Annotated in this window: 15 protein-coding genes; 4 read left to right on the forward strand and 11 right to left on the reverse strand. The window is 55.4% G+C overall.

Features of this window, described 5'->3' with window-relative positions; all coding sequences use genetic code 11:
* Nucleotides 1-44: 44 nt before the first annotated feature.
* The 9 genes from ACI0CA_RS14075 to ACI0CA_RS14115 all read right to left on the reverse strand — a co-directional run bounded on the left by ACI0CA_RS14075 (nt 45) and on the right by ACI0CA_RS14115 (nt 10,086).
* On the reverse strand, nt 45-1,349 hold the full coding sequence (locus tag ACI0CA_RS14075; protein ID WP_308448695.1) for a thymidine phosphorylase: 1,305 nt from the start codon (nt 1,347-1,349) through the stop codon (nt 45-47).
* Nucleotides 1,350-1,369: 20 nt separating this feature from the next.
* Complete coding sequence (gene cdd / locus ACI0CA_RS14080) at nt 1,370-1,804, reverse strand: cytidine deaminase (RefSeq protein ID WP_343284590.1); 435 nt, start codon at nt 1,802-1,804, stop codon at nt 1,370-1,372.
* Nucleotides 1,794-2,519, reverse strand: coding sequence for a purine-nucleoside phosphorylase (deoD, locus tag ACI0CA_RS14085; protein ID WP_417073308.1), 726 nt, complete (start codon nt 2,517-2,519; stop codon nt 1,794-1,796). Before deoD ends, cdd begins: the two co-directional genes overlap by 11 nt.
* Nucleotides 2,520-2,549: 30 nt before the next feature.
* Entirely contained in the window at nt 2,550-2,993 is a 444-nt protein-coding gene (locus ACI0CA_RS14090) for an 8-oxo-dGTP diphosphatase (protein ID WP_417073307.1), read from the reverse strand.
* A 77-nt stretch (nt 2,994-3,070) separates the two neighbouring features.
* Complete coding sequence (locus ACI0CA_RS14095) at nt 3,071-4,081, reverse strand: sugar kinase (RefSeq protein WP_395506816.1); 1,011 nt, start codon at nt 4,079-4,081, stop codon at nt 3,071-3,073.
* A 13-nt stretch (nt 4,082-4,094) separates the two neighbouring features.
* On the reverse strand, nt 4,095-5,054 hold the full coding sequence (locus ACI0CA_RS14100; protein WP_176819694.1) for a type I phosphomannose isomerase catalytic subunit: 960 nt from the start codon (nt 5,052-5,054) through the stop codon (nt 4,095-4,097).
* 37 nt (nt 5,055-5,091) lie between these two features.
* The gene (locus ACI0CA_RS14105; RefSeq protein WP_308448576.1) at nt 5,092-6,180 is read right to left on the reverse strand and encodes a GntR family transcriptional regulator; all 1,089 of its coding nucleotides are present in this window, start codon (nt 6,178-6,180) and stop codon (nt 5,092-5,094) included.
* 218 nt (nt 6,181-6,398) lie between these two features.
* Entirely contained in the window at nt 6,399-6,758 is a 360-nt protein-coding gene (locus tag ACI0CA_RS14110; RefSeq protein WP_308448575.1) for a hypothetical protein, read from the reverse strand.
* Between the two features lie 349 nt (nt 6,759-7,107).
* The gene (locus ACI0CA_RS14115; RefSeq protein WP_446806702.1) at nt 7,108-10,086 is read right to left on the reverse strand and encodes a glycoside hydrolase family 2 TIM barrel-domain containing protein; all 2,979 of its coding nucleotides are present in this window, start codon (nt 10,084-10,086) and stop codon (nt 7,108-7,110) included.
* 208 nt (nt 10,087-10,294) lie between these two features.
* Between ACI0CA_RS14115 and ACI0CA_RS14120 the strand changes: the two genes are divergently transcribed.
* Nucleotides 10,295-13,456 carry a glycosyltransferase family 39 protein gene (locus ACI0CA_RS14120; protein WP_446806701.1) on the forward strand — a complete coding sequence of 1,054 codons (3,162 nt, stop codon included), beginning with the start codon at nt 10,295-10,297 and terminating at the stop codon, nt 13,454-13,456.
* A 234-nt stretch (nt 13,457-13,690) separates the two neighbouring features.
* Here the strand turns inward: ACI0CA_RS14120 and ACI0CA_RS14125 are convergent, their stop codons facing one another.
* The gene (locus tag ACI0CA_RS14125; protein ID WP_446806700.1) at nt 13,691-15,091 is read right to left on the reverse strand and encodes an MATE family efflux transporter; all 1,401 of its coding nucleotides are present in this window, start codon (nt 15,089-15,091) and stop codon (nt 13,691-13,693) included.
* A 414-nt stretch (nt 15,092-15,505) separates the two neighbouring features.
* Here ACI0CA_RS14125 and ACI0CA_RS14130 point away from each other — a divergent pair, with 414 nt between their 5' ends.
* The 3 genes from ACI0CA_RS14130 to ACI0CA_RS14140 are packed head-to-tail and all read left to right on the forward strand — an operon-like array spanning nt 15,506 to nt 19,559.
* Entirely contained in the window at nt 15,506-16,195 is a 690-nt protein-coding gene (locus tag ACI0CA_RS14130; RefSeq protein WP_176819688.1) for a response regulator transcription factor, read from the forward strand.
* A gap of 23 nt (nt 16,196-16,218) precedes the next feature.
* A complete protein-coding gene (locus ACI0CA_RS14135) occupies nt 16,219-17,820 on the forward strand; it encodes an ATP-binding protein (protein WP_446806699.1) in 1,602 nt (533 codons plus the stop codon).
* Nucleotides 17,821-17,843: 23 nt separating this feature from the next.
* Nucleotides 17,844-19,559: a trypsin-like peptidase domain-containing protein gene (locus ACI0CA_RS14140; RefSeq protein WP_446806698.1), complete on the forward strand. Its 1,716-nt coding sequence runs from the start codon at nt 17,844-17,846 to the stop codon at nt 19,557-19,559.
* 364 nt (nt 19,560-19,923) lie between these two features.
* On the opposite strand, the gene ACI0CA_RS14145 is transcribed toward ACI0CA_RS14140, so the two are convergent.
* On the reverse strand, nt 19,924-20,391 hold the full coding sequence (locus ACI0CA_RS14145; RefSeq protein ID WP_446806697.1) for a hypothetical protein: 468 nt from the start codon (nt 20,389-20,391) through the stop codon (nt 19,924-19,926).
* Nucleotides 20,392-20,404 lie beyond the last annotated feature (13 nt).

Here is a 20,404-nt window from a genome sequence, read left to right on the forward strand (position 1 = left end):
CCGAACGCACAGAAACCGTACCTTTTCAGGTGCGGTTTTTTATTTTACTCTACCCTTGCCAGTACAAGTGAACATTCTTCTGTTTTCTCGTCGCCGTAGCGGAACGCCCCGTGCAGCACGCTTTCCGCGTCGCGGCACTTTTCTGCGCTCGCACCGTACAGCTCGGCGATCACCTCGCCTTTTTGTACCGCGTCGCCCACCGTCTTTTTCAGCACGATGCCCGCGCCGTAGTCGAGCATATCGTCGGCCTTCTCGCGTCCGGCGCCGAGCCGCACGCTTGCCATGCCCACCTGCTCCGCGTTGATATGCACCACATACCCGCTGCGCGGCGCGCACACGTCTTTTCTCACCGGCGAAAGCGCAAACCGCTCGGGTTCTCTCAAGTACCGCACATCCGCGCCCTGCGCCTCGGCCATTTCGCAGAATTTCTCAAACGCTTTGCCCGTCTCCAGTGCCGTTTTCGCTTTCTTCCGCGCGTGTTCAAGGCTCTCCGCCTGCTCGCCGAGCCAGATCATGTTTGCCGCAAGCTCCAAACACTCTTCCGTAAGGTCTTCCGGCCCGCGTCCGTGCAGCGTCTCCAAAACTTCCAGCACCTCCAAGGTGTTGCCCACGGCGTGCCCAAGCGGCCTGTCCATATCGGTGATGAGCGCCGCCGCGCGCCTGCCGGAAAGCTTCGCGATCTCCACCATTTCCTCGGCGAGCGTAATCGCGTCCTCCGTTGTCTTCATAAATGCGCCGCTGCCCGTCTTCACGTCCAGCAAAATCCGCTCTGCGCCGGAGGCGATCTTCTTGCTCATGATGCTCGAAGCGATGAGCGGCACGCTCTCCACCGTCCCGGTCACGTCGCGCAGCGCGTAAAGCTTCTTGTCCGCCGGGCACAGCTCGCCCGTCTGTCCGATCATCGCGCACCCGATCTTATTGATTTGCGCTGTAAATTCCTCCGGAGAAAGATCGATCCGCATACCGGGAATGCTCTCAAGCTTATCCGCCGTGCCGCCCGTGTGTCCAAGCCCGCGGCCGCTCATCTTGGCAATCTTCACCCCGCACGCCGCGCAAACAGGCACAATAACCATGCTCGTCTTGTCACCCACGCCGCCCGTGGAATGCTTATCCACCGTCACGCCGTGTATCGCGGAAAGGTCGGCCATGTCGCCGGAATGCGCCATCGCCAAAGTCAGCTCCGCCGTCTCCTCGTGCGTCATGCCGTTTAAATAAATCGCCATCAAAAGCGCCGAAAGCTGATAGTCCGGGATACTCCCGTCTGTGCACCCGCGCACAAAATATTCAATCTCGTCCTTTGTCAGCGTCCCGCCGTCCCGCTTTTTGCGGATAATGTCCAAAATATGCAGCACAAAAATCACCGCCTTTTTTACCGCTTCGCTTTTTCGCCCAGAACGTCTCTCGGCGAAAAGCTCTGCGGCAGCAAATCCTTTAATGTGTAAACCTTTTCTTCACCGGGCTTTGCAAGAATAATCACAAACGCGTCCCCGCAAAACTCCCGCATCACCTGCCTGCACACGCCACACGGCGCGCAGAAGTCTTCGGGCTCCTCGCCCGCCTTGCCGCCCGCGATTGCAACAGCGACGAAATCTCGCTCGCCCTTTGCAATCGCCGTGAAAAACGCCGTGCGCTCCGCACAGTTCGTCGGCGTAAACGCAGCGTTTTCAATGTTCACACCCGTGTATATTTCACCGCTTTTCGCAAGCAGCGCCGCGCCCACCGCAAAGCCGGAGTACGGACAGTACGCTTTTTTCCGCACATCAAGCGCCGCTTCCGAAAGCTTTTTTATGACCTCATTTGTCATGTCCGTCCACCGCCTCAGAGGCAACCGCCAGCGCTACCTCCATCATCTGCGTGAACGTCTTCTGTCTCTCTTCGCTCGAGGTCGATTCCCCCTTCAGCGGCAAGTCGGATACCGTCGTGATGGAAAGCGCCTGCTTGCCCGCGCGCGCCGCCGTCATATACAGCGCCGCCGTCTCCATTTCCACGGCCAGAACGCCCATTTTTTTCCATTCGGCGGTCTCATTTTCACAGTCGCCGTAGAAAATATCGCTCGTCACCACGTTGCCGACGCGATAACGTAAATTCTTCTCCCGCGCCGTCTGCACCGCTTTTTCAAGCAGTTCAAAGCTCGCCGTCGGCGCAAATGTGCCCGGCAAACGGTACTGGTGCGCAAAGTTCGAGTCCGTGCACGCGCCCATCGCCAATACTAAATCGCGCAGCTCCACGCCGTCCGCAATGCCGCCCGCCGTACCGATACGAATGATCGCTTCCACATCGTAGCAATGATACAGCTCGTAGCTGTATATGCCCATAGAAGGCATACCCATGCCGCTGCCCATTACGGAAACACGCTTGCCGTTATACAAGCCCGTATAGCCCAGCATTCCGCGCACCGTATTAAAGCACACGGCATCCTCTAAAAACGTTTCTGCAATAAATTTCGCCCTGAGCGGGTCGCCCGGCATTAAAACCACCTTTGCAATATCGACCTTTTTTGCTTCGTTATGCGGTGTCATAAAATTTTCCTCCCGAATTCAAATTTCAAATCATGCAAAATGCGTTTTGCCGTTTTTATAATAAACTTCACTGCATTCCGGCGTCTCAAAAACGTGCACTAAGCCCTCAAAGCTTTCCACCGTCTGGTGCTCGAAAAGCTCTTCCCGCGGCAGCCAGAACGCATCGCCTTCTTCGGAGCCGTGCAGCTCGCCCGTAAATTTATCCGCGCGGAACAAAAACACAATGTACCGCACGCCGTTATCAAGCCAGAACTGCTTCACACCGCACAGCGTCGGGTTTTCGATCGTCAGCCCGGTCTCTTCACGGATTTCGCGAATGACCGATGCCGTGATGGATTCCCCCGCTTCCACGTGCCCGCCCGGGTAAACGATACCCGACCAGTTCGGGTCAAGACGGTTCTGCACGAGTACGTTGCCCTTGCCGTCCTCCACCATGCACATGTTTGTCAGCTCCACCGTTTCTTTTCTGCCCATTTTTCTCACTCCCCAAATAGCACAATGCCGCGCAGAACAAACCCTCATTTCCTGCGCGGCACCGCTATTATTAGAATTTACACAATGCCCGCTTTTGTGATGGTCTCAAGCTCCGCACGCGTCGGCAGACCCTCATTGTCACCCCGGTGCGTAATCTGTATCGAGCCGATTACCGTGCCGCGCGTCGCAGCCTCCTGCAAGGACATGCCCTCCGCCACAGCGGAGATGACGCCCGCCGCAAAGCCGTCGCCCGCGCCAACCGTGTCCACGATTCTTTTCACCGGGAATGCCGGCACCGTGCCGTGCTCGCCGCCCGTGGACCAGTACGCGCCCTTGTCGCCCAGCTTCACAATCACGCTGTCTACGCCGCGCTCGTGGTAAAACTCCGCAATGCCCTCCGGCGTGTCACGCTTTGTGAGAATTTTGCCCTCACTAAGGCCCGGCAAAACGAGGTCTGCTTCCTGTGCGAGGCTGTTCAGCGTGCGCACCATCTCTTTTTCGTCCTTCCAAAGCTGCGGGCGCAGGTTCGGGTCAAACGAAATAAACATATCCAGCGCCTTCGCGCGGCTCATCAATCGTTTCACCGCGTCCAATGCCGACTTCGACACCGCCGGAAAAATACCCGTCACGTGCAGAAAATCACATCCGTATAAGTCGAGCTTATCGATGTCATGCGTCGAGATCTGCGAAGCCGCGCTGTTCCGTCTGAAATACGCGATCTTCGGGTCGCCCGCCTCGGTTCTGCCTTTCATCATAAACCCGGTCGAAGCCGTGTCCGTCACGGTCACAAGCGCGTCGGAAACGTGGTTGCCTTTCATGCTCTTTAAAATGCGTTTGCCCACCGGGTCGTCGCCGAGGCGCGTGCAGTACAGCGCTTCATGGTCAAGGCGGGAAAGTCCCACCGCCACGTTATATTCCGCACCGGCCACAGCCGCCGAAAAGTGTGTCACATTCTCCAGCTCGCCGAGCTCCTCCGCGATGAAAAGCCCCATCGGCTCGCCGACCAGCACAATGCGCCCGCGCACCTCGTCCTCCGGCTCGTCCGCAGCTTTCTGCAGTTCAGCTTCGTCTACAAACTCCATCTTCATAGCGTTTCCCCTTTTAAACCGTCGTCTTCACCACCGTGCAGTGGCCATTAATCTTAATTTTGCCGCTGCCGGCCGGTACAAACAGGCTGTCCGCCGGCTTGAACTCCACTTCGTTCTCGCTGCCGACAACCTTGCCGCTGCCCTCCGTCACAACAAGCGACGCAAACGAATCGCCCGTCACATCAATTTCGACTTCGCCGTCCACAACATATTTCTCCGTCGTAAAGTACGGGCAGGAAGCCAGCGCGCACTTTGTGCCTCCGGGAATCTCCTCCGGCTTGCCCTGCTTGTCGGACGTGTCGCTCGGGGTCAGCTTGGAAACGTCAATGGCCTTATCAATATGCAGTTCACGCAGCTTGCCGTCCGCACCGCGGCGGCCGTAGTCGTACACGCGGTATGTCGTGTTGGAATTCTGCTGAATTTCGCAAATGAGAATTCCCGCGCCGATTGCGTGGATCGTACCGGACTGAATGAAGAACACGTCGCCCTTCTTCACGTCGGCCTTGTAGAGCACATCCGTCAGCGTGTTGTCTTCAATGCGCTTTTTGAATTCCTCTTTTGTCAGCGCACGGTTCACGCCGAAGTACAGCGAAGCACCCGGCTCGCAGTCCACAACGTACCACATCTCGGTCTTGCCGTATTCGCCCTCCACGCGCAGCGCATATTCGTCGCTCGGGTGCACCTGCACAGAAAGCGGCTGCTTCGCATCGATGAACTTGATAAGCACCGGGAACTCCTTAAATTTCGCACCGTTCACACCGAGCGCCTTCGCACCGACTTTTTCCAAATACTCGCCGAATTTCAGCCCGTCGTATTCACCGCCGTCTATCACGCTCTGGCCCGCCGGGTGCGTAGAAAGCTCCCAGCTCTCCGCAACCTTTTCATAGTCGCACTTTTTGCCGTAAACGTCGCGCAGCTTTGTGCCGCCCCACAGATAGTCCTTAAATGCCGGGGATAATTTCTCAATCTTCATATTCATTCGTTCCTTTCAAACTGTTTTATATCAAAATTTATCGTCTTGTCGATTCTTTCTCGTGCAGCGGCATATCGAGCACAAGCGGCTGCTCCGGGTCGCTGCTGCGCAGCATGTGGATGAGCTTATTCGCCGCGGCTCTGCCCATCTCCACCTTCGGGTGCACAAAAGAGGTAATCTTCACCGGCGAGTATTCCGAAATGCTCGAATCGTCAAACCCGATGACGAGAACATCCTCGGGCACGCGCACATTGTGCTTCTGTAAGAGGTCAATCACCCCATACGCAATCTGGTCGTTGTAGCACACAATGCCGTCACACCCGCGCAGGCGCTCAAACATGTAGTCGCTGTTGTCGGGGCGAAAAAGCCTGCTGCGCTCGGCCGTCGTGTACCAAACCACATTGTCGTCGCCAAGGACGCATCCGTTGTGGATAAGCCCCTCGGAAAAGCCCGCGTAGCGCCCGTGGCCCTGCATGTCGTCAGATTTAAACACGCCGCCGATACGTCTGCATCCCTTTTCAATCAAGAGGTCGACCGCCTGCAAGCCGGCCTTGCGGTCGTCCGTCACCACGTAAACGGAATCGGGTAAATCGCGGTAATAGCTGTTGAAAAACACCACCGGCACACCCATTTTTTCAAGCCTGCGGTAAAGCTCCACGTTCGGGTTCGGGAACGCCGTCTTCGTGCCCTCCACAATCACTCCGTCCACGCGGCGGGAGATGAGCGACTGCAAAATGCGCGCTTCCTCCTCCACGTGGTTGTTCGTCACATTCAGGGTCAAATCATAGCCCGCGTTCGTCAGCGTCTCCTCAATGCCGCGGATGATCGTCGGAAAAATATAGTCGGAAATATACGTCGTCACAATGGCGATGCTGTTGCCGCGCGGCGTGCGTCGGCTCTCGGAGCTGATATACGTGCCGCTGCCGCGTCTGCGTTCAATGAGCCCCTCCTGCTCGAGGACGGAAAGCGCCTGCCGCACGGTCTGGCGGCTGTACCCGAACTGATCGGAAAGCGTGTTTTCAGATTCCATGCGTTCGCCGGGCTCATATTCGCCGTTTTTGATCTTCTCCTTGATGGTATCCACCAGAAAGCGATATTTCGCAGTTTTCTTTTCTGTGTCTGCCATGTCATCGTTCCTTTCAAAAAGGATACCTGTTTGCACAGGTTCAATACAACCTTATTATAAAAAGCCGTACAACTTTTTGCAATACCTTTCGCAAAATTTGTACGGACTTATTTTCAAGATATTTTGCAAAAGCACCGGAAAGTACGAAAATTTTGAGGAAAAACGCCGCCGCACAGCCCAAAAAGCCATGCAGCGGCAAACATTCCATTTCTTCACTTTCAGCCGAGCATCGCATTGATTTCCGCAAGCACACGCTCATACGCTTCGTTCAGCTTTGCGGCTTCCTCTTCCGTGCCGTCCAGCTTCGCCGTTTCGTACTCTTCAAGCAGCTCCGCAGCATCCTGCTGCAAGCGGTCAAGCGTATCTGCGCTCACAGCGTTTTCGATCTCCGTCTCGACTTCCTGCTGTTCCGTCAAGCCCTGCGCCCAATCCGTCTTGGTGTCCGCTTCTGTCTGACGCACTGCGGTAGCATTCATGGCATCCGGGTCGGTCACGTTCGCCTCCGTTTTCGGCGGCACAGCACACGCGGTCAGCAATCCCATCAGTAAAACAAGTAAAATTACAACGGTTCTTTTCATAGCAAATTCTCCCTTCCTCATTGTACCGGAATCGCTTATATTAAAACCATCGGACTCAACTCCTTTATTTAACTAAAGTATACTGTATTCAAGTCTTTTTGTCAATAATTTTACACAGATTCATTCGTATAATCCCTGCATTTTTGTACTTTTAGTCTTTGCCTCTCATTCGTACTTTTTCCCTCTGTTCAGCATAAAAAGGCGGCATTGCCGCCTTTCGGGAGACCCCCTAATTGGGTCTCCCACGTGCAAACAGTCCACTGGGCTGTTTGCACGCAACTACACAGAAAAACCGCCGTGCGGAAAAGCTCCCACACGGCGGCTCTGATTTATCAAAATTTTGCCCGTCTTATTCCACGGTCAGGTCAAACTTAAACGTGAACGTCTCGTCGTCAAACTGCATCGCCTTCGCAAGGCGCGGACCGCAGCTGTTGGAGCCTACGCCGCTCATCTTGCAGTCGAAGCAGAACACATTGTCGGGGCTTTCCGTAAGCTCGTAATTGTGCATCTTCTCCGTCATTTCCTCCTGCGTATAGTGCGAAAGGTTGAACGAGAAGTCCTCCGGACTCGTCACGGTCACAGCGCCCGCGCCGTCCGTGATCGTCACCCGCGCACAGCCGAAGTGGCTGCCGTTCTCCTGCGGCTTCACGTAGTCCTCAAAAAGGTCGTCCGCCGTCTGCGCAAAGTGACCCAGCGAAGACGCATGGTGCTTGTCGCAGTACGATTCATACGGGCCGTAGCCGTAATATTCCGCCGTGTCAAACGACTTCGGCAGGAACATTCTAAGGCCGAATCTCGGCAGGAACGGACGCTCCATGTCGCGCTTACCGTTGATCTCCGCTCTTACCTTGCCCTCGGCGTCCACCGTAAAGCGGCAGTCAAGGTGCAGGAACGGTCTGCGGTACACCGCCGCAAGGCTCAGCTTGCAATCGATCACAACAACGCCGTCTTCCTCTTTCGCGTTGCAGGCATAGACTTTTATCGCGGGTTCGTTGTAGCCGGCCTGCTCCCATTCCTTGCGCACAAACTGGTCGTTGTCCGTCGGTGCACGCCACACGTTCCACGTCATCGGGCGGGTCATGATGTTCACATTGTTCTTCACCATAGACGTAAACACGCCCTCGGTCTTCGAGAACACATAACGGAAGCTGTCGCCCGTCACCGTCACGGCGCGGCTGTCCTCCTCCGCAACAACAAAGCCCTTTCTAAGCGCTTCTTCCTTGCGTGCCCCGCGGGAAACGATCAGCTGGTCAAAGCCGAGCGGGTGTCCCTTTTCAAAGAACACGCTGTCGTTCTTCTTCGCGCTGTACTGCAGAAGCACCGCCACGTCGCCCTCCGTCGGAATTGCATCCGGCAGCGTAATGACGCCGCTTTCGTGCGGGGCAATCTTGATGTCGTCCATCACGCCGCAGGCCACCGTATCGCCGTCCTGCTGAATCTCCCAGGAAAGCGTCAAAAATTCTTCCGTGTTCGTAAAATCGCGGTAATTCGTCAGCTGAATTTCCCCCGTTTCGCGGTTCACAAGCGCCGCGCGTACCGGGCGAATGACGTTTTTATATTCGAGTAAACCCGTATGCGGTGTGCGGTCGGGGTACACAAGGCCGTCCATGCAGAAGTTGCCGTCGTGCGGATATTCGCCAAAATCGCCGCCGTAGCGGAAAATATCGCGGTTGTCGGGCGTCGTGCCGCCGTAAACGGCGTGGTCGCACCATTCCCAAACAAAGCCGCCCATAAAGCGGTCATACTTCATGATAAGCTGCTGGTACTGCTCCGCATCTCCGGGGCCGTTACCCATCGCGTGGATGTACTCGCAAAGCACCAAGGGCTTCGTGTACTTCGGGTCGACCATATATTCATCAATCCACTCCGGCGCCGAGTACATGCGGCTCTCCGTCGTCAGGGAAGACAGGTCGTTCTTGTGGCCGCGCGCATCGTAATACGTATTCTCGTAGTGCGTCAAGCGGGACGGGTCATATTCGCGCACCCATGCGCCGGCCTTCTCAAAGCTCGGGCCCCAGCCGGTCTCATTGCCGTAAGACCACATCAGCACGCACGCGTTATTCTTGTCGCGGATAACGCTGCGCTGAATTCTGTCCATAATCGCCTTGTCGAAAATCGGGTTCAGTGCGTTGTCCGCATATTCGTCCATGCCGTAGCCGCCGGTCTGCACCGCCGCACCGTGGCCCTCAATGTCCGCCTCGGCAATAACATAGAAGCCGTATTCGCTGCAAAGCTGTAAGAACCACGGCGCGTTCGGGTAGTGGCTTGTACGCACTGCGTTGATGTTATGCTGCTTCATCAGGAACAGGTCGCGCTTCGCCTGCTCGCGGCTGATGGTGTAGCCCGTCACCGGGTCGCTGTCGTGGCGGTTCACGCCGCGCAATTTGATTTTCACATTGTTGAAATACAGAACGCTGTCGCGGATCTCAATTTTGGAGATGCCCACCTTCTGCTCGATCACTTCATCCGCCGTGCGGAACACGATTGTGTACTGGTACGGGTCCTCGGCATTCCAAAGGTGCGGGTTTTCGAGCGCAAAGTTCGGCTCCGCGCCCGCCGTGCTTTCGAGCAGAGCGCCCTCGGCGTCATACAGCTCCGCCGTCACGTCCGGCAGCCCGATAAAGTCCATCTCCACGCGGATATCCGCATGGGAAAGGTCATCGCTCACCGTCGTCTTTACAAAGTAATCGCGGATGTGCACCAAAGGTCTGCGGATGAGGTACACGTCACGGAAAATACCGCTCATGCGCAGCTTGTCCTGATCTTCCAGGTACGAGCCGTCACACCACTTTACAACCAGCACCGCCACGGAGTTTTCACCCTCGTTCAGTAAATCGGTGATGTCAAACTCGCTTGTCGAATGCGAAACCTGGCTGTACCCCGCAAACTGCTCGTTGATCCACAGATAGAAGCAGGAGTCCACGCCCTCAAAGTTCAAATAAATTTTCTGCGTCAGGTCTTCCGCGTTCATGCAGAAGCGGCGCAGATAAAGGCCGCAGGGGTTCTCGTCCGGCACATACGGCGGATCATACGGGAACGGATATCGCACGTTCGTGTACTGGTGGCGGTCATAGCCCGCATTTTGCCAGCAGGACGGCACCTCAATCTCGTCCATATCCTCCTCGTCAAAGCAAATCTCACCCTCGGAGCCCTCCGGGAACACGTCTAAAAACGAGTCAAAATACCGAAACGACCATGTGCCGTTCAAAAGACACACTCTTGTGGATTCTTCCCCGTCCTCCGGTGCCTTCGGCAAGAAGTAGCTGCGATTCTGGCAGGTACCCACGTGCAGCACGTCCGGATTTTCGTGCATTTTCTGAAATTCCATTTTCAATACCGTTCCTTTCCTGCGTGAAAACGTTTTCCACGCGTGTGTTGAAACACTCCAAAATTCAGTTGAAGCGATTTAGAACCTATGCTATAATGAGCGTACACAGACGGGGATTTTTCCGCATCCCCTCTACTACAAGATTACATGAAAAAAAGGTGCGGGTCAAGTCCGTAACCAAATAAATTTTGAGAAAGGAACAAAAACCATGACGATACAAATTCTGCTCGCCGCCCTGTTCCTTGCGGCAGTGCTGTGGCTCGGCTTTCGTGCCGCGCCGGAAACGGAGGGCGCCCCCGTCCGCCGCGCCCGTATAAAGGAAGCTACGGTCTTCGGCCTGCCCCCCGTGCCCGTCTTCTGCGCCGTGCTCGCTTTGGGGCTTATCCTGCGCTTTATTCTGGGCTACAACATCAACGGGTTCGAGGCCGACATCTCCTGCTTTAAAGCGTGGGCCGCCTATACGCACGATTACGGCTTTAATAACATGTATTACCGGGACTTCTTCCTCGATTATCCCCCCGGCTATCTCTACGTGCTCTACATCATTGAGGCGTTTCGCCGCCTGTTCGGTGTCGACCAATATGCGCAGAGCTATACGCTCATGATAAAGCTCGCGCCCATTTTGTCGGACATCGCCTGCGCCGCGGCACTTTGGGTGCTCGCCCGCAAAAAGCTCGGTGAAAAAAGCGCACTCCTTATCGCGTTTGCCTATCTTTTCTGCCCCGCCGTCATCGTCAATTCCTCCGTCTGGGGTCAGGCCGATAGCTTCTGCGCGCTTCTGCTCCTCTGCACACTGCTGCTTCTCTGGTACAACCACACGCCGCTCGCCGCGTTCGTCTACGGCTTCGGCATCTTAAGTAAGCCGCAGATGCTCATTTTCGCGCCGGTGCTCATTTTCTGGGTCATCCGCAAAAAGGACTGGAAAAACCTCGTCCTCGGGCCCATCATCGCCCTTGCGACGATTCTCCTGCTCTCCACGCCGTTTATAAAAAATTTCGATTACCTGAAGCTCATCGAAATCTACACCGGCACCATCGATTATTATAATTACTACACCATCAACGCCTATAACGTCTGGGCACTCTTCGGGCTCAACTGGGCTGCCCTGCCGGAGCACAGCACTTGGCTGCAATTCGGCGTGCCGCTCGCAACCGTCCTCGCAGGCCTCTTACTGCTGAAATCGAAGCGCGACGACGCCGTTTTCGCCTGCCCCACCGTTTTAATGTTCACGGTCTACATTTTCTGCGTCAAAATGCACGAGCGTTATCTGTTCCCCGTGCTCCTGTGCCTGCTGCTCACCTACGTTTTCACAAAGGAAAAGCGCTTCCTACTCCTGTTCGCGGGCACATCCACGGTGCATTTTTTGAACGTTGCCTATGTGTTGTACCTCAATAACGCCTACATTTCCCCCACGTCCATTCAAATCCTGTTCCTCTCCGCGCTGCATGTGCTCCTGTACATTTATATGCTCTATATCACGTACCGCTGCTTTATTTCCGAAATAGCCCTGCGCCCGCTCCCTGCGTTTAAAACGCAGAAAGCCGCCTCGGCCGAACAGCACACAAAGCCCGCCGCAGCGCCCGAATTCTCCCTCATCACCGACAAGAATCATAACGTCCGCCTGACGCGTGTCGATCTTCTCTGCATCGCCGTCGTTACCCTCCTTTACGGCATCGTCGCGTTCACGAATCTCGGTGATCACGAGACCGCCAATACCACATGGACGCCTCAAAACGGCGAATCCGCCGTCTTTGAGACCGACGACGCGTACAGCGAAATTTTCTACCTGCCCGGCATCGCCCCCGCGGATAACGGCATCGGCCAGCGCGTCGGCACCAATATGAAGATCGAGGTTTCAAACGATCAAACCAACTGGACGACCGCCGCCGAAAACACGGACGGCAGCGTCTATGCGTGGAAAAACGTCTCCGTCGCCGCCACCGGCAAATATATCCGCATCACATCGATGTGCGACGACCTCGCCATCAACGAGTTCGCGCTCAAAAAGACAGACGGCACCGGCTTTGCAACGCTCACCGCCGTCTCCGGCAACGCGTGGCAGCTCACGGATGAGCAAAACACCGTCCCGCTCTACCCAAGCTACATGAACTCCACCTATTTCGACGAAATCTACCACGCCCGCACCGCCTACGAGCACATTTTGGGACTCGAGCCATACGAAAACACGCACCCAACGCTCGGCAAGCTCATCATCTCGGTCGGCATTCGCATCTTCGGCATGAACCCGTTCGGCTGGCGCTTCATGGGCACGCTGTTCGGTGTTCTGATGCTCCCTGCGCTCTATCATTTCTTAAAGCGCCTCTTCGGCTCCACGTTCCTCTGCACCGCCGGTACCGTCCTCTTTGCGTTCGATTTCATGCACTACGTCCAAACACGCATCGCGACCATCGATACCTATGCCGTGTTCTTCATCATTTTGATGTACGATGCCATGCTCGTGTTTATTCAGCACGATTTAAAAACCGACAGCTTCAAAAAGCTCCTGCCCCCGCTGCTTTTAAGCGGCATCTTCATGGGGCTCGGCATCGCAAGCAAGTGGACGGTCGCCTATGGCGCAGTCGGCCTCGCCGTGCTGTTCTTCGGCAAGCTCATCGTCTCTTACCGCGAAGAGAAAGGCCACGCCGCCGTGCAGAAAGCGCTCCTTAATAAATCCATAAAGCTCTGCCTCTGGTGCTGCCTGCTGTTCATCGCCATTCCGTTCGGCATCTACTTTACGGCGTTCCTGCCGCTCACCACATTGCCGCATAACCGCTACGATGTTTTCGACCGGTTCATCGCGTACCAAACGCATATGTACAACTATCACTCCACGCTGCAGGCGACCCACCCGTTTGAGTCCCCGTGGTATCAATGGCCGTTCGATATCCGCAACGTGTGGTACTACGGCAATTACAGCGCCGACAGCGAGGGCCGCATCCGCACCATTTCGGTGCTCGGCAACCCGCTGTTCTTCTGGGCGTGCGTGCCCGCCACCGTGTACACGTTCGTAGGGGCCGTAAAACGGCACTCCCGCACCGCGCTCATCTGTGTCATCGGCTTCTTGTCCGCGTATCTGCCGTGGGTACTCGTGCCGCGCTGCACGTTCATTTACCACTATTTCACTGCCGTGCCGTTCATTCTCATCGCGTTCCTCATCGCGTATCGGCGCCTTGAAGAAACAGCTTCCCTGCGCCGCGTCGTTTTCACAAAAGGCGCCGTCACGCTCACAGTCGGCAGAATTCTCCTGCTTGCCTGCGTCCTCGTGCACATTCTTATGTTCATCGCGTTCTACCCCGTGCTCACCGGCACCCTCACCACGCAGAACTACGCCAACGCCTTAGAATGGCTCCCCAGCTGGTTCTTTATCTAACGTAAACCACAGCATATATAAAAAGGGCGGCAAAAAGCCGCCCTTCAAGAACCCCCTTGATAGGGTTTCTTACGAAGAACCGTCCCCCGGACGGTTCTTCTATTTTCCTGATCTTGCGTTTGGCAAAAGTATTTCGAGCTCTGCGGAGCTCGACCAAAGGCCTTGCCTTCGGAATCCACGACCTTTTGAAAAAGGTCGTCGAAAACTTTATTTGCCCGCTCTATTTCAGCTCACTTACCCCTTCACCGACTCCGTCGCCGCACTGTTCACCGGCTTATCGAGGTTCTTAATTTCCTTGTTGTAGAGAATTACAAAGAATACAACCGTCACAATGAGCGAAATAAGTTCGGAGATTGGGAAGCAGAACCACACAGCGCCGAGGCTGATTTTCGAGAGCAGCCACGCCGCCGGCACCAGCACAACCAGCTGACGCATCACAGACTGCACAAGGCTGTACATGCCGTGGCCCGTCGCCTGAAACAGCGTCGAAAGCGCAATGCCGATCGCCGCCATCGGGAAGTGGATCGCGATGATTCTAAGCGCCGAGTCGCCGATCTCGTGCAGCTCCGGCGTCGCGTTGAAGATGGAAATCAGCGTGCCCGGGCAGATTTCAAACACGATAAGACCCGCAATCTCAATAATAAGCGCAATCACGCAGCCGATCTTCACCGCACCCGTCACACGCTTCTTGTCGCGCGCACCGTAGTTGTAGCCCATAATCGGCATGAGCCCCTGCGTCAAGCCGAACACCGGCATAAACACAAAGGACTGCAATTTAAAGTAAACACCGAACACATTCACGGCCACTGCGGAAAATCCTGCCAAAATGCCGTTCATTGCCATGGTCATCAGCGTGCCGATGGCGTTCATCACGATGCTCGGCAGACCCACAACGTAAATGTCCTTCATCGTCTTGCCGTGGAAACGGAAGCCCTTAAATTCCAGCGCAATCGCGTGGTTGCCGAAAAACAAAATGCAAAGGCCCACAATCATCGAAAGGATCTGGCCGCCAACCGTCGCATACGCCGCACCGGCCACGCCCATGTTGAAGTTGAAAATGAGGATCGGGTCAAAGATGATGTTTGCCACCGCGCCCACAAGCTGAATGATCATCGGCATCACCATGTTGCCCGTCGCCTGTAACATTTTTTCAATGACCGCCGCAAAGAAGAAGCCGAACGATGCTACCGTCACAATCGTGATGTACGTCGTGCCCATGCTGAGCACTTCCGCGTCCTGCGTGTAAAGCGCCGTAAACGGACGCGCCACAATCGCACCGAAAATTGCAAAGACCACATACGTGATCGCGGAAAGAATAATGCCGTGCGTCGCCGCGTTGTCCGCCGCCTCCTGGTCGCGCTCGCCGAGTCTGCGGGAAATGAGTGAGCTCACGCCCACGCCGGTGCCCACGCCGAATGCCACCAACAGGTTCTGAATCGGGAACGCCAGCGAGACCGCCGTCAGTGCGTTCTGGCTCACCTGCGCCACAAAGTAGCTGTCCACAATGTTGTAAAGCGCCTGAATCAGCATCGAGAACATTGCCGGCAGTGCCATCGTCAAAATCAGCGGCAGCATCTTCGCAGAGCCCATGCGGTTGTTTGCCGGATCCTCAAGCTTCACCGTTTTTTCCGCCATAAAATCAAACTTCCTTTCTTTTTTGTAAATTCTTTTGCAAATCTCTACGCTCCAAACGCGGTTTTTTCGCATGAAAAGACTTCGCCGCAAGCACGGCGAAGTACGCTGTTTAAAGCCTTTAGTTTTCATTTTGTCCGACCGTTATCCTGTTCACAGTCTAAAATCGAACTGATACAGTATAACACACTTTATTTTCCGCCGCAACACTTCGCATAAAAACGCGCATTTTCACCAATTCCGCGCCCCAAAACAAGCCCTATCGTCACAGAATATTCACCTTTTGTTCTTGCATTCGACGCAATAAATCGGTACAATAAATACAAACTGGTCATACTCTGCACAAACAGGGGATTTCCGGGAGGAAACGGGGTCGCTTTTCGCCCCGCAATATTGAAATAAGGAAGGTAGAAATTTATGGCATCCGGCAAAATCATGATCGTAGACGACGATAGAAATATCTGTGAGCTTTTAAGATTGTATATTGAAAAGGAAGGCTTTGAAACAGCCATTGCAAACGACGGCAAGGCGGCCGTGCAAATGTTTGATTCCGTCAACCCGGACCTCATGCTGCTCGACATCATGCTCCCGGAGCTCGACGGCTGGCAGGTTTGCCGCGAGATTCGCAAAAAGTCCCAGTGCCCCATTATTATGCTGACGGCCAAGGGCGAAGTGTTCGATAAAGTCCTCGGCTTAGAGCTCGGCGCGGACGATTACGTCGTAAAGCCCTTCGAGACAAAAGAGGTCATCGCGCGCATCAACGCCGTCCTCCGCCGCATTGGCAAAAAAGAATCCTCTCAGGTGAAAGAAGTTCACTACGAGAATCTCTCCATCAACCTTACAAATTACGAACTCAAGGTCAAGGGCGTCCAGATTGACACTCCGCCGAAGGAAATGGAGCTCATCTATCATCTCGCCTCGAACCCGAACCGCGTCTTCACGCGTGACCAGCTCCTCGACGAAGTGTGGGGCTTTGATTATTACGGCGATTCCCGCACCGTAGACGTGCACGTTAAGCGCCTGCGTGAAAAACTCGAAGGCGTTTCCGATAAGTGGTCGCTTAAAACCGTCTGGGGTGTCGGCTATAAGTTTGAAGTGAAAGAATAAGCCGGCGAAAGGAAGGATTCCCCTTGCAAAAATCCCTGTTCGGAAAATACCTGCGTGTCACCATGGTCATCGTGCTCGCCAGCTTCATCGTGCTCGGCAGCGTCATGATGTTTGTGTTCTCGCAGTACACCAAAAGCGATAAGCGCAAACTGCTTATGCAAAACGCCTCGTCCATGGCGTCCATTACTTCCGTCGTAGACATCACGAATAACGGTGCACCGGAGCTTCTGAAAGTCTTTGTGCGCACATTCTCTCTCAATATCGATGCCGATATTTTCGTCACCGATCTCGAGGGCAACGTCCTGTTCGGTGCCTATGCCAACAGCACCTCAAATATCGGCGCAAATTTCATCCCGCAGACGAAGATTTCGGCAGACATCGTAAAGTGCGCGTCCGAGGGCTCCTACACCGGTGACGGACGCAAAAACGGCATTTACGATACCCCGTACTACGTCGTCGGCGTGCCGCTTTATTCCGTCGCCGAAACATCATCTTCCGAGGCAGAAGGCGAAAACAGCACCAGAGTGCCCGTCGGTGCCGTTTTTGCCGCCATGAACGCTGCCTCCCTCACGGAGTATCAGTTCGCCGCACTGCAAATGTTCCTCATCGCCGCAGCCGCCGCGTTCATTCTGGCGTTCGTTGTCGTCGGCCTCTTCTCCTACCGGCTCGTCAAGCCCCTGCGGCAGATGTCTGCCGCAGCCAAAAGCTTCGGCGACGGCGATTTCTCCATCCGCGTGCCCGTCACAAGCAACGATGAGATTGGCCAGCTTGCCACCGCGTTCAACAACATGGCAGATTCGCTCTCCGGCAGCGAAAGCATGAACCGCAGCTTCGTCGCGAACGTCTCGCACGAGTTAAAGACCCCGATGACAACCATCGCGGGCTTCATCGACGGCATTCTGGACGGCACCATTCCGCCAGAGCGCCAGTCGCATTACCTGCACATCGTCTCCGACGAGGTCAAGCGCCTCTCGCGCCTTGTCCGCACTATGTTAAATCTCTCCCGCATCGATAACGGCGAGCTGAAGCTCCGCCCAAACGATTTCGATATTTCCGAGACCGTCCTCTCTACCGTGCTCACGTTTGAAAAGAGCATCGACGAAAAGAAGATCGACATCCGCGGGCTCGATACCTTGCAACCCATGCAGGTGCACGGCGATGAAGACCTTTTGCATCAGGTCGTCTATAACCTTATCGAAAACGCCGTCAAGTTCACAAACACCGAGGGCTACATCTCCTTCAACGTCTCGGACAGCATCGACCGCATCGTCGTCACCATCGAAAACAGCGGCTCCGGCATCCAGTCCGATGAGCTCCCCCTCGTGTTCGAGAAATTTTATAAGACCGATAAATCGAGAAGTCAGGATAAAAACGGTATGGGTCTCGGCCTGTACCTTGTCCGCACCATCATCAAGCTCCACGGCGGCGACATTTCCGTCTCCTCCGTCGTGAACGAGTACACCCGCTTCTCGTTCTATATTCCGAAGCCGCAGGAACCCCCGAAGTTGAAGTACAATACCGGCTCCATCCCGGTCACCGTGCCGGTCGAAGATGCCGTCATCTCGGAGCGCCCCAAAAAGGAGCACCACGGCCACAAGGATAATAAAGAGCCCGATCAGAAATAAATCCAAAAGTGAGGTATCACACCATGGACGATTTTGAAAACAAAACCCCGGAAATGCAGGAGCCTGCTTCTTCCGAAGACAATATCCCCGAAACACCGGAAACCGCGGAGACCATTTCCGCAGAGCCCACCGTTTCTGATGAACCGGCCGCTCCCGCAGAACCGACTGTCACCCCGGAACCGACCGTTTCCGATGCCCTCACGGCAGAGCCGCTCCCGAATGCCGAGCAGGCGCCGGAAGCCCAGCCCATCCCGAACGTGAACATTCCGCCGCAGCCGCAGCCCGTTCAGCATACCGGCTATTATCCCCCGCAGCCGCCGTATCAGCCCTACCCGTACAACACGCAGCCAAACGCCCCGCAGTACGGTAACCCGCCGTATGGCTATGCAAACTACAACACCCAGCCGCAGCCGGGGCAGTACCCGCCGCCCTACGGACAAGGTGCTTATTCCCCGCCGTACCCGCAGAATATGCAAAATCCGTATCCGCATCCCGCGCCGCAAAAAAGGAAAATGCCGCTCGGGTTGCGCATCCTCATCATCGTCATGTCCGTCCTCGTCGCAGGCTCCGTCATCGGCTTTGCTTCCTACGGCATCTACGCCGCCGTGAACCGCGGTTACGGCGTCACAACGCTGCCGGGCGATCCGCTCATCCCGAACTTCCCGCATGAAAACGACGGCAGCGACAGCGAAACGCCCGGCGAAGACGAAACGCCCGATGCGGACGACAGCTTTACCCCGCCGGACATCGCCGTCACCCCGAATACGGAAGGCATCACCTTAGATAAAGAGCCGAATACCGCCGAGCTCGATATTGATGCCGTGTACGATAAGGTCATCCCGTCCACCGTGCTTGTCATCACGCAGAGCGGCGAAACGCAGGGCACAGGCACCGGCATTTTCGCAACGGAAGACGGCTACATCATCACGAACAGCCATGTCATTTTAAATTCCAAGTCCGTTTCCGTGCAGGTCAAAACGTATGACGGTGAACTTCATGATGCCGTCGTCGTCGGGTTCGACAAAACCACCGACCTCGCCGTGCTCAAAATCGACGGCACAGGCTACATGCCCGCCGAGTTCGGCGACAGCGATGACCTGCGCATGGGCCAGTGGGTCGTCGCCATCGGCAACCCGGGCGGCGAGCAGTTCTCCGGCTCCATCACGCGCGGCGTCATCTCGGGTCTTAACCGTTCCGTCGGCTCGTACAGCTCGAACGGCATGACGTATATCCAAACCGACGCCGCCATCAATCCCGGCAATTCCGGCGGCCCGCTCGTCAACTTACACGGTCAGGTCATCGGCATCAGTTCCGCTAAAATCGTCTCCGAGCAGTACGAGGGCATGGGCTTCGCCATCCCGATCACCGGTGCAAAGAGCATCATAGACGACCTGCTTGCAGGCGGCTATGTGCAGGGCCGCGTCCGCTTCGGCATCAAGGGCACTGCCATCACCCAGATGCAGGCCGCCATGTACGACGTTCCGCAGGGCTTCATGATCAGCGAGATTGACGAAGACAGCTGCTTTAACGGCACAGACGTGCAGGCGTATGACATCATCACCGCCATCGATGATACCGAAACGAAATCGCTTGAAGAGCTCGCAAACGCACTTTTAAATTATAAGCCCGGCGATACCGCCGAGATCCACCTGTTCCGCCCGAACGAGAGCGGCGTAGGCGGCGAAGAATTCACTGTCACCGTCACCCTGCTCGAAGATAAAGGCGAAACGCAAGGCTAACACCTGCCTGCGGCAAGCGAATGAATAAAGTCTTTAGTCAAGTTTTCTTCGAGAAAACTTGCGAATTCCAAAGGCAGCGCCTTTGGTCGTCGTCCGCAGACGACGAAACACCTTTTGCCTCCCAAAAATCAGGACGGGAGAACAAACAGTCCGGTGGACTGTTTGTTCGTGGGAGACCCAATTAGGGGGTCTCCCAATGAATTTGCGCGGCAAATTCATAAAAACCGCCTTTAGAAATCCCTTAGAATTACACGCAATACACCAAGAAGCGCGCAGCTCCCCCAAAAGCTGCGCGCTTCTTTTTTAATGCTATATCTCTCTTTGTTCGATATGATATTTTCCTCGCGGAAAATGATATAACGCTTTATCTGAACGCCAACACCGCGTATGTTACGCCGCTTTCGTTCAGCGATGCCATGCCGCTGCCGTCCGTCGGGGCGGTTTGGGTCTGCCGCACCGTCACCTGCGCCGTGGAAAGCGTCACGCCAAGGCTGTTCTGGCCGCCTGCCGCTATGCCGGCGTATTGCTTTGTGCAGCCCGTCGCCGCCTGCGAAAACGGCTTGTCCACCGCAAAAACGATCACCGCACTCGGACTGAAGCCGAATAAGATCGTGCGCGAGGCCGCACCCGTGCCTGTGTACGTGCGCACCTCCGTCGGCGTATCTAAACGCTTTCTGCGCGTGTCATTTAAATGCAGGTTATCGTTTTGAATGTGCCCGCCAAGCTGCGACTCCATGGCTTCGTTGTCCGCCACAAAATCCACACGGCGCGGCTTGTCCGTCCCCTCCCAAAGGCAAAGGCCGAGAACCGTTGATTTTTTACTTGCTGCCATGTTTCTCCTTTCC

It is taken from the genome of Hominenteromicrobium mulieris, assembly GCF_046197855.1.
GTDB classification, from domain to species: Bacteria; Bacillota; Clostridia; order Oscillospirales; family Acutalibacteraceae; genus Hominenteromicrobium; species Hominenteromicrobium mulieris.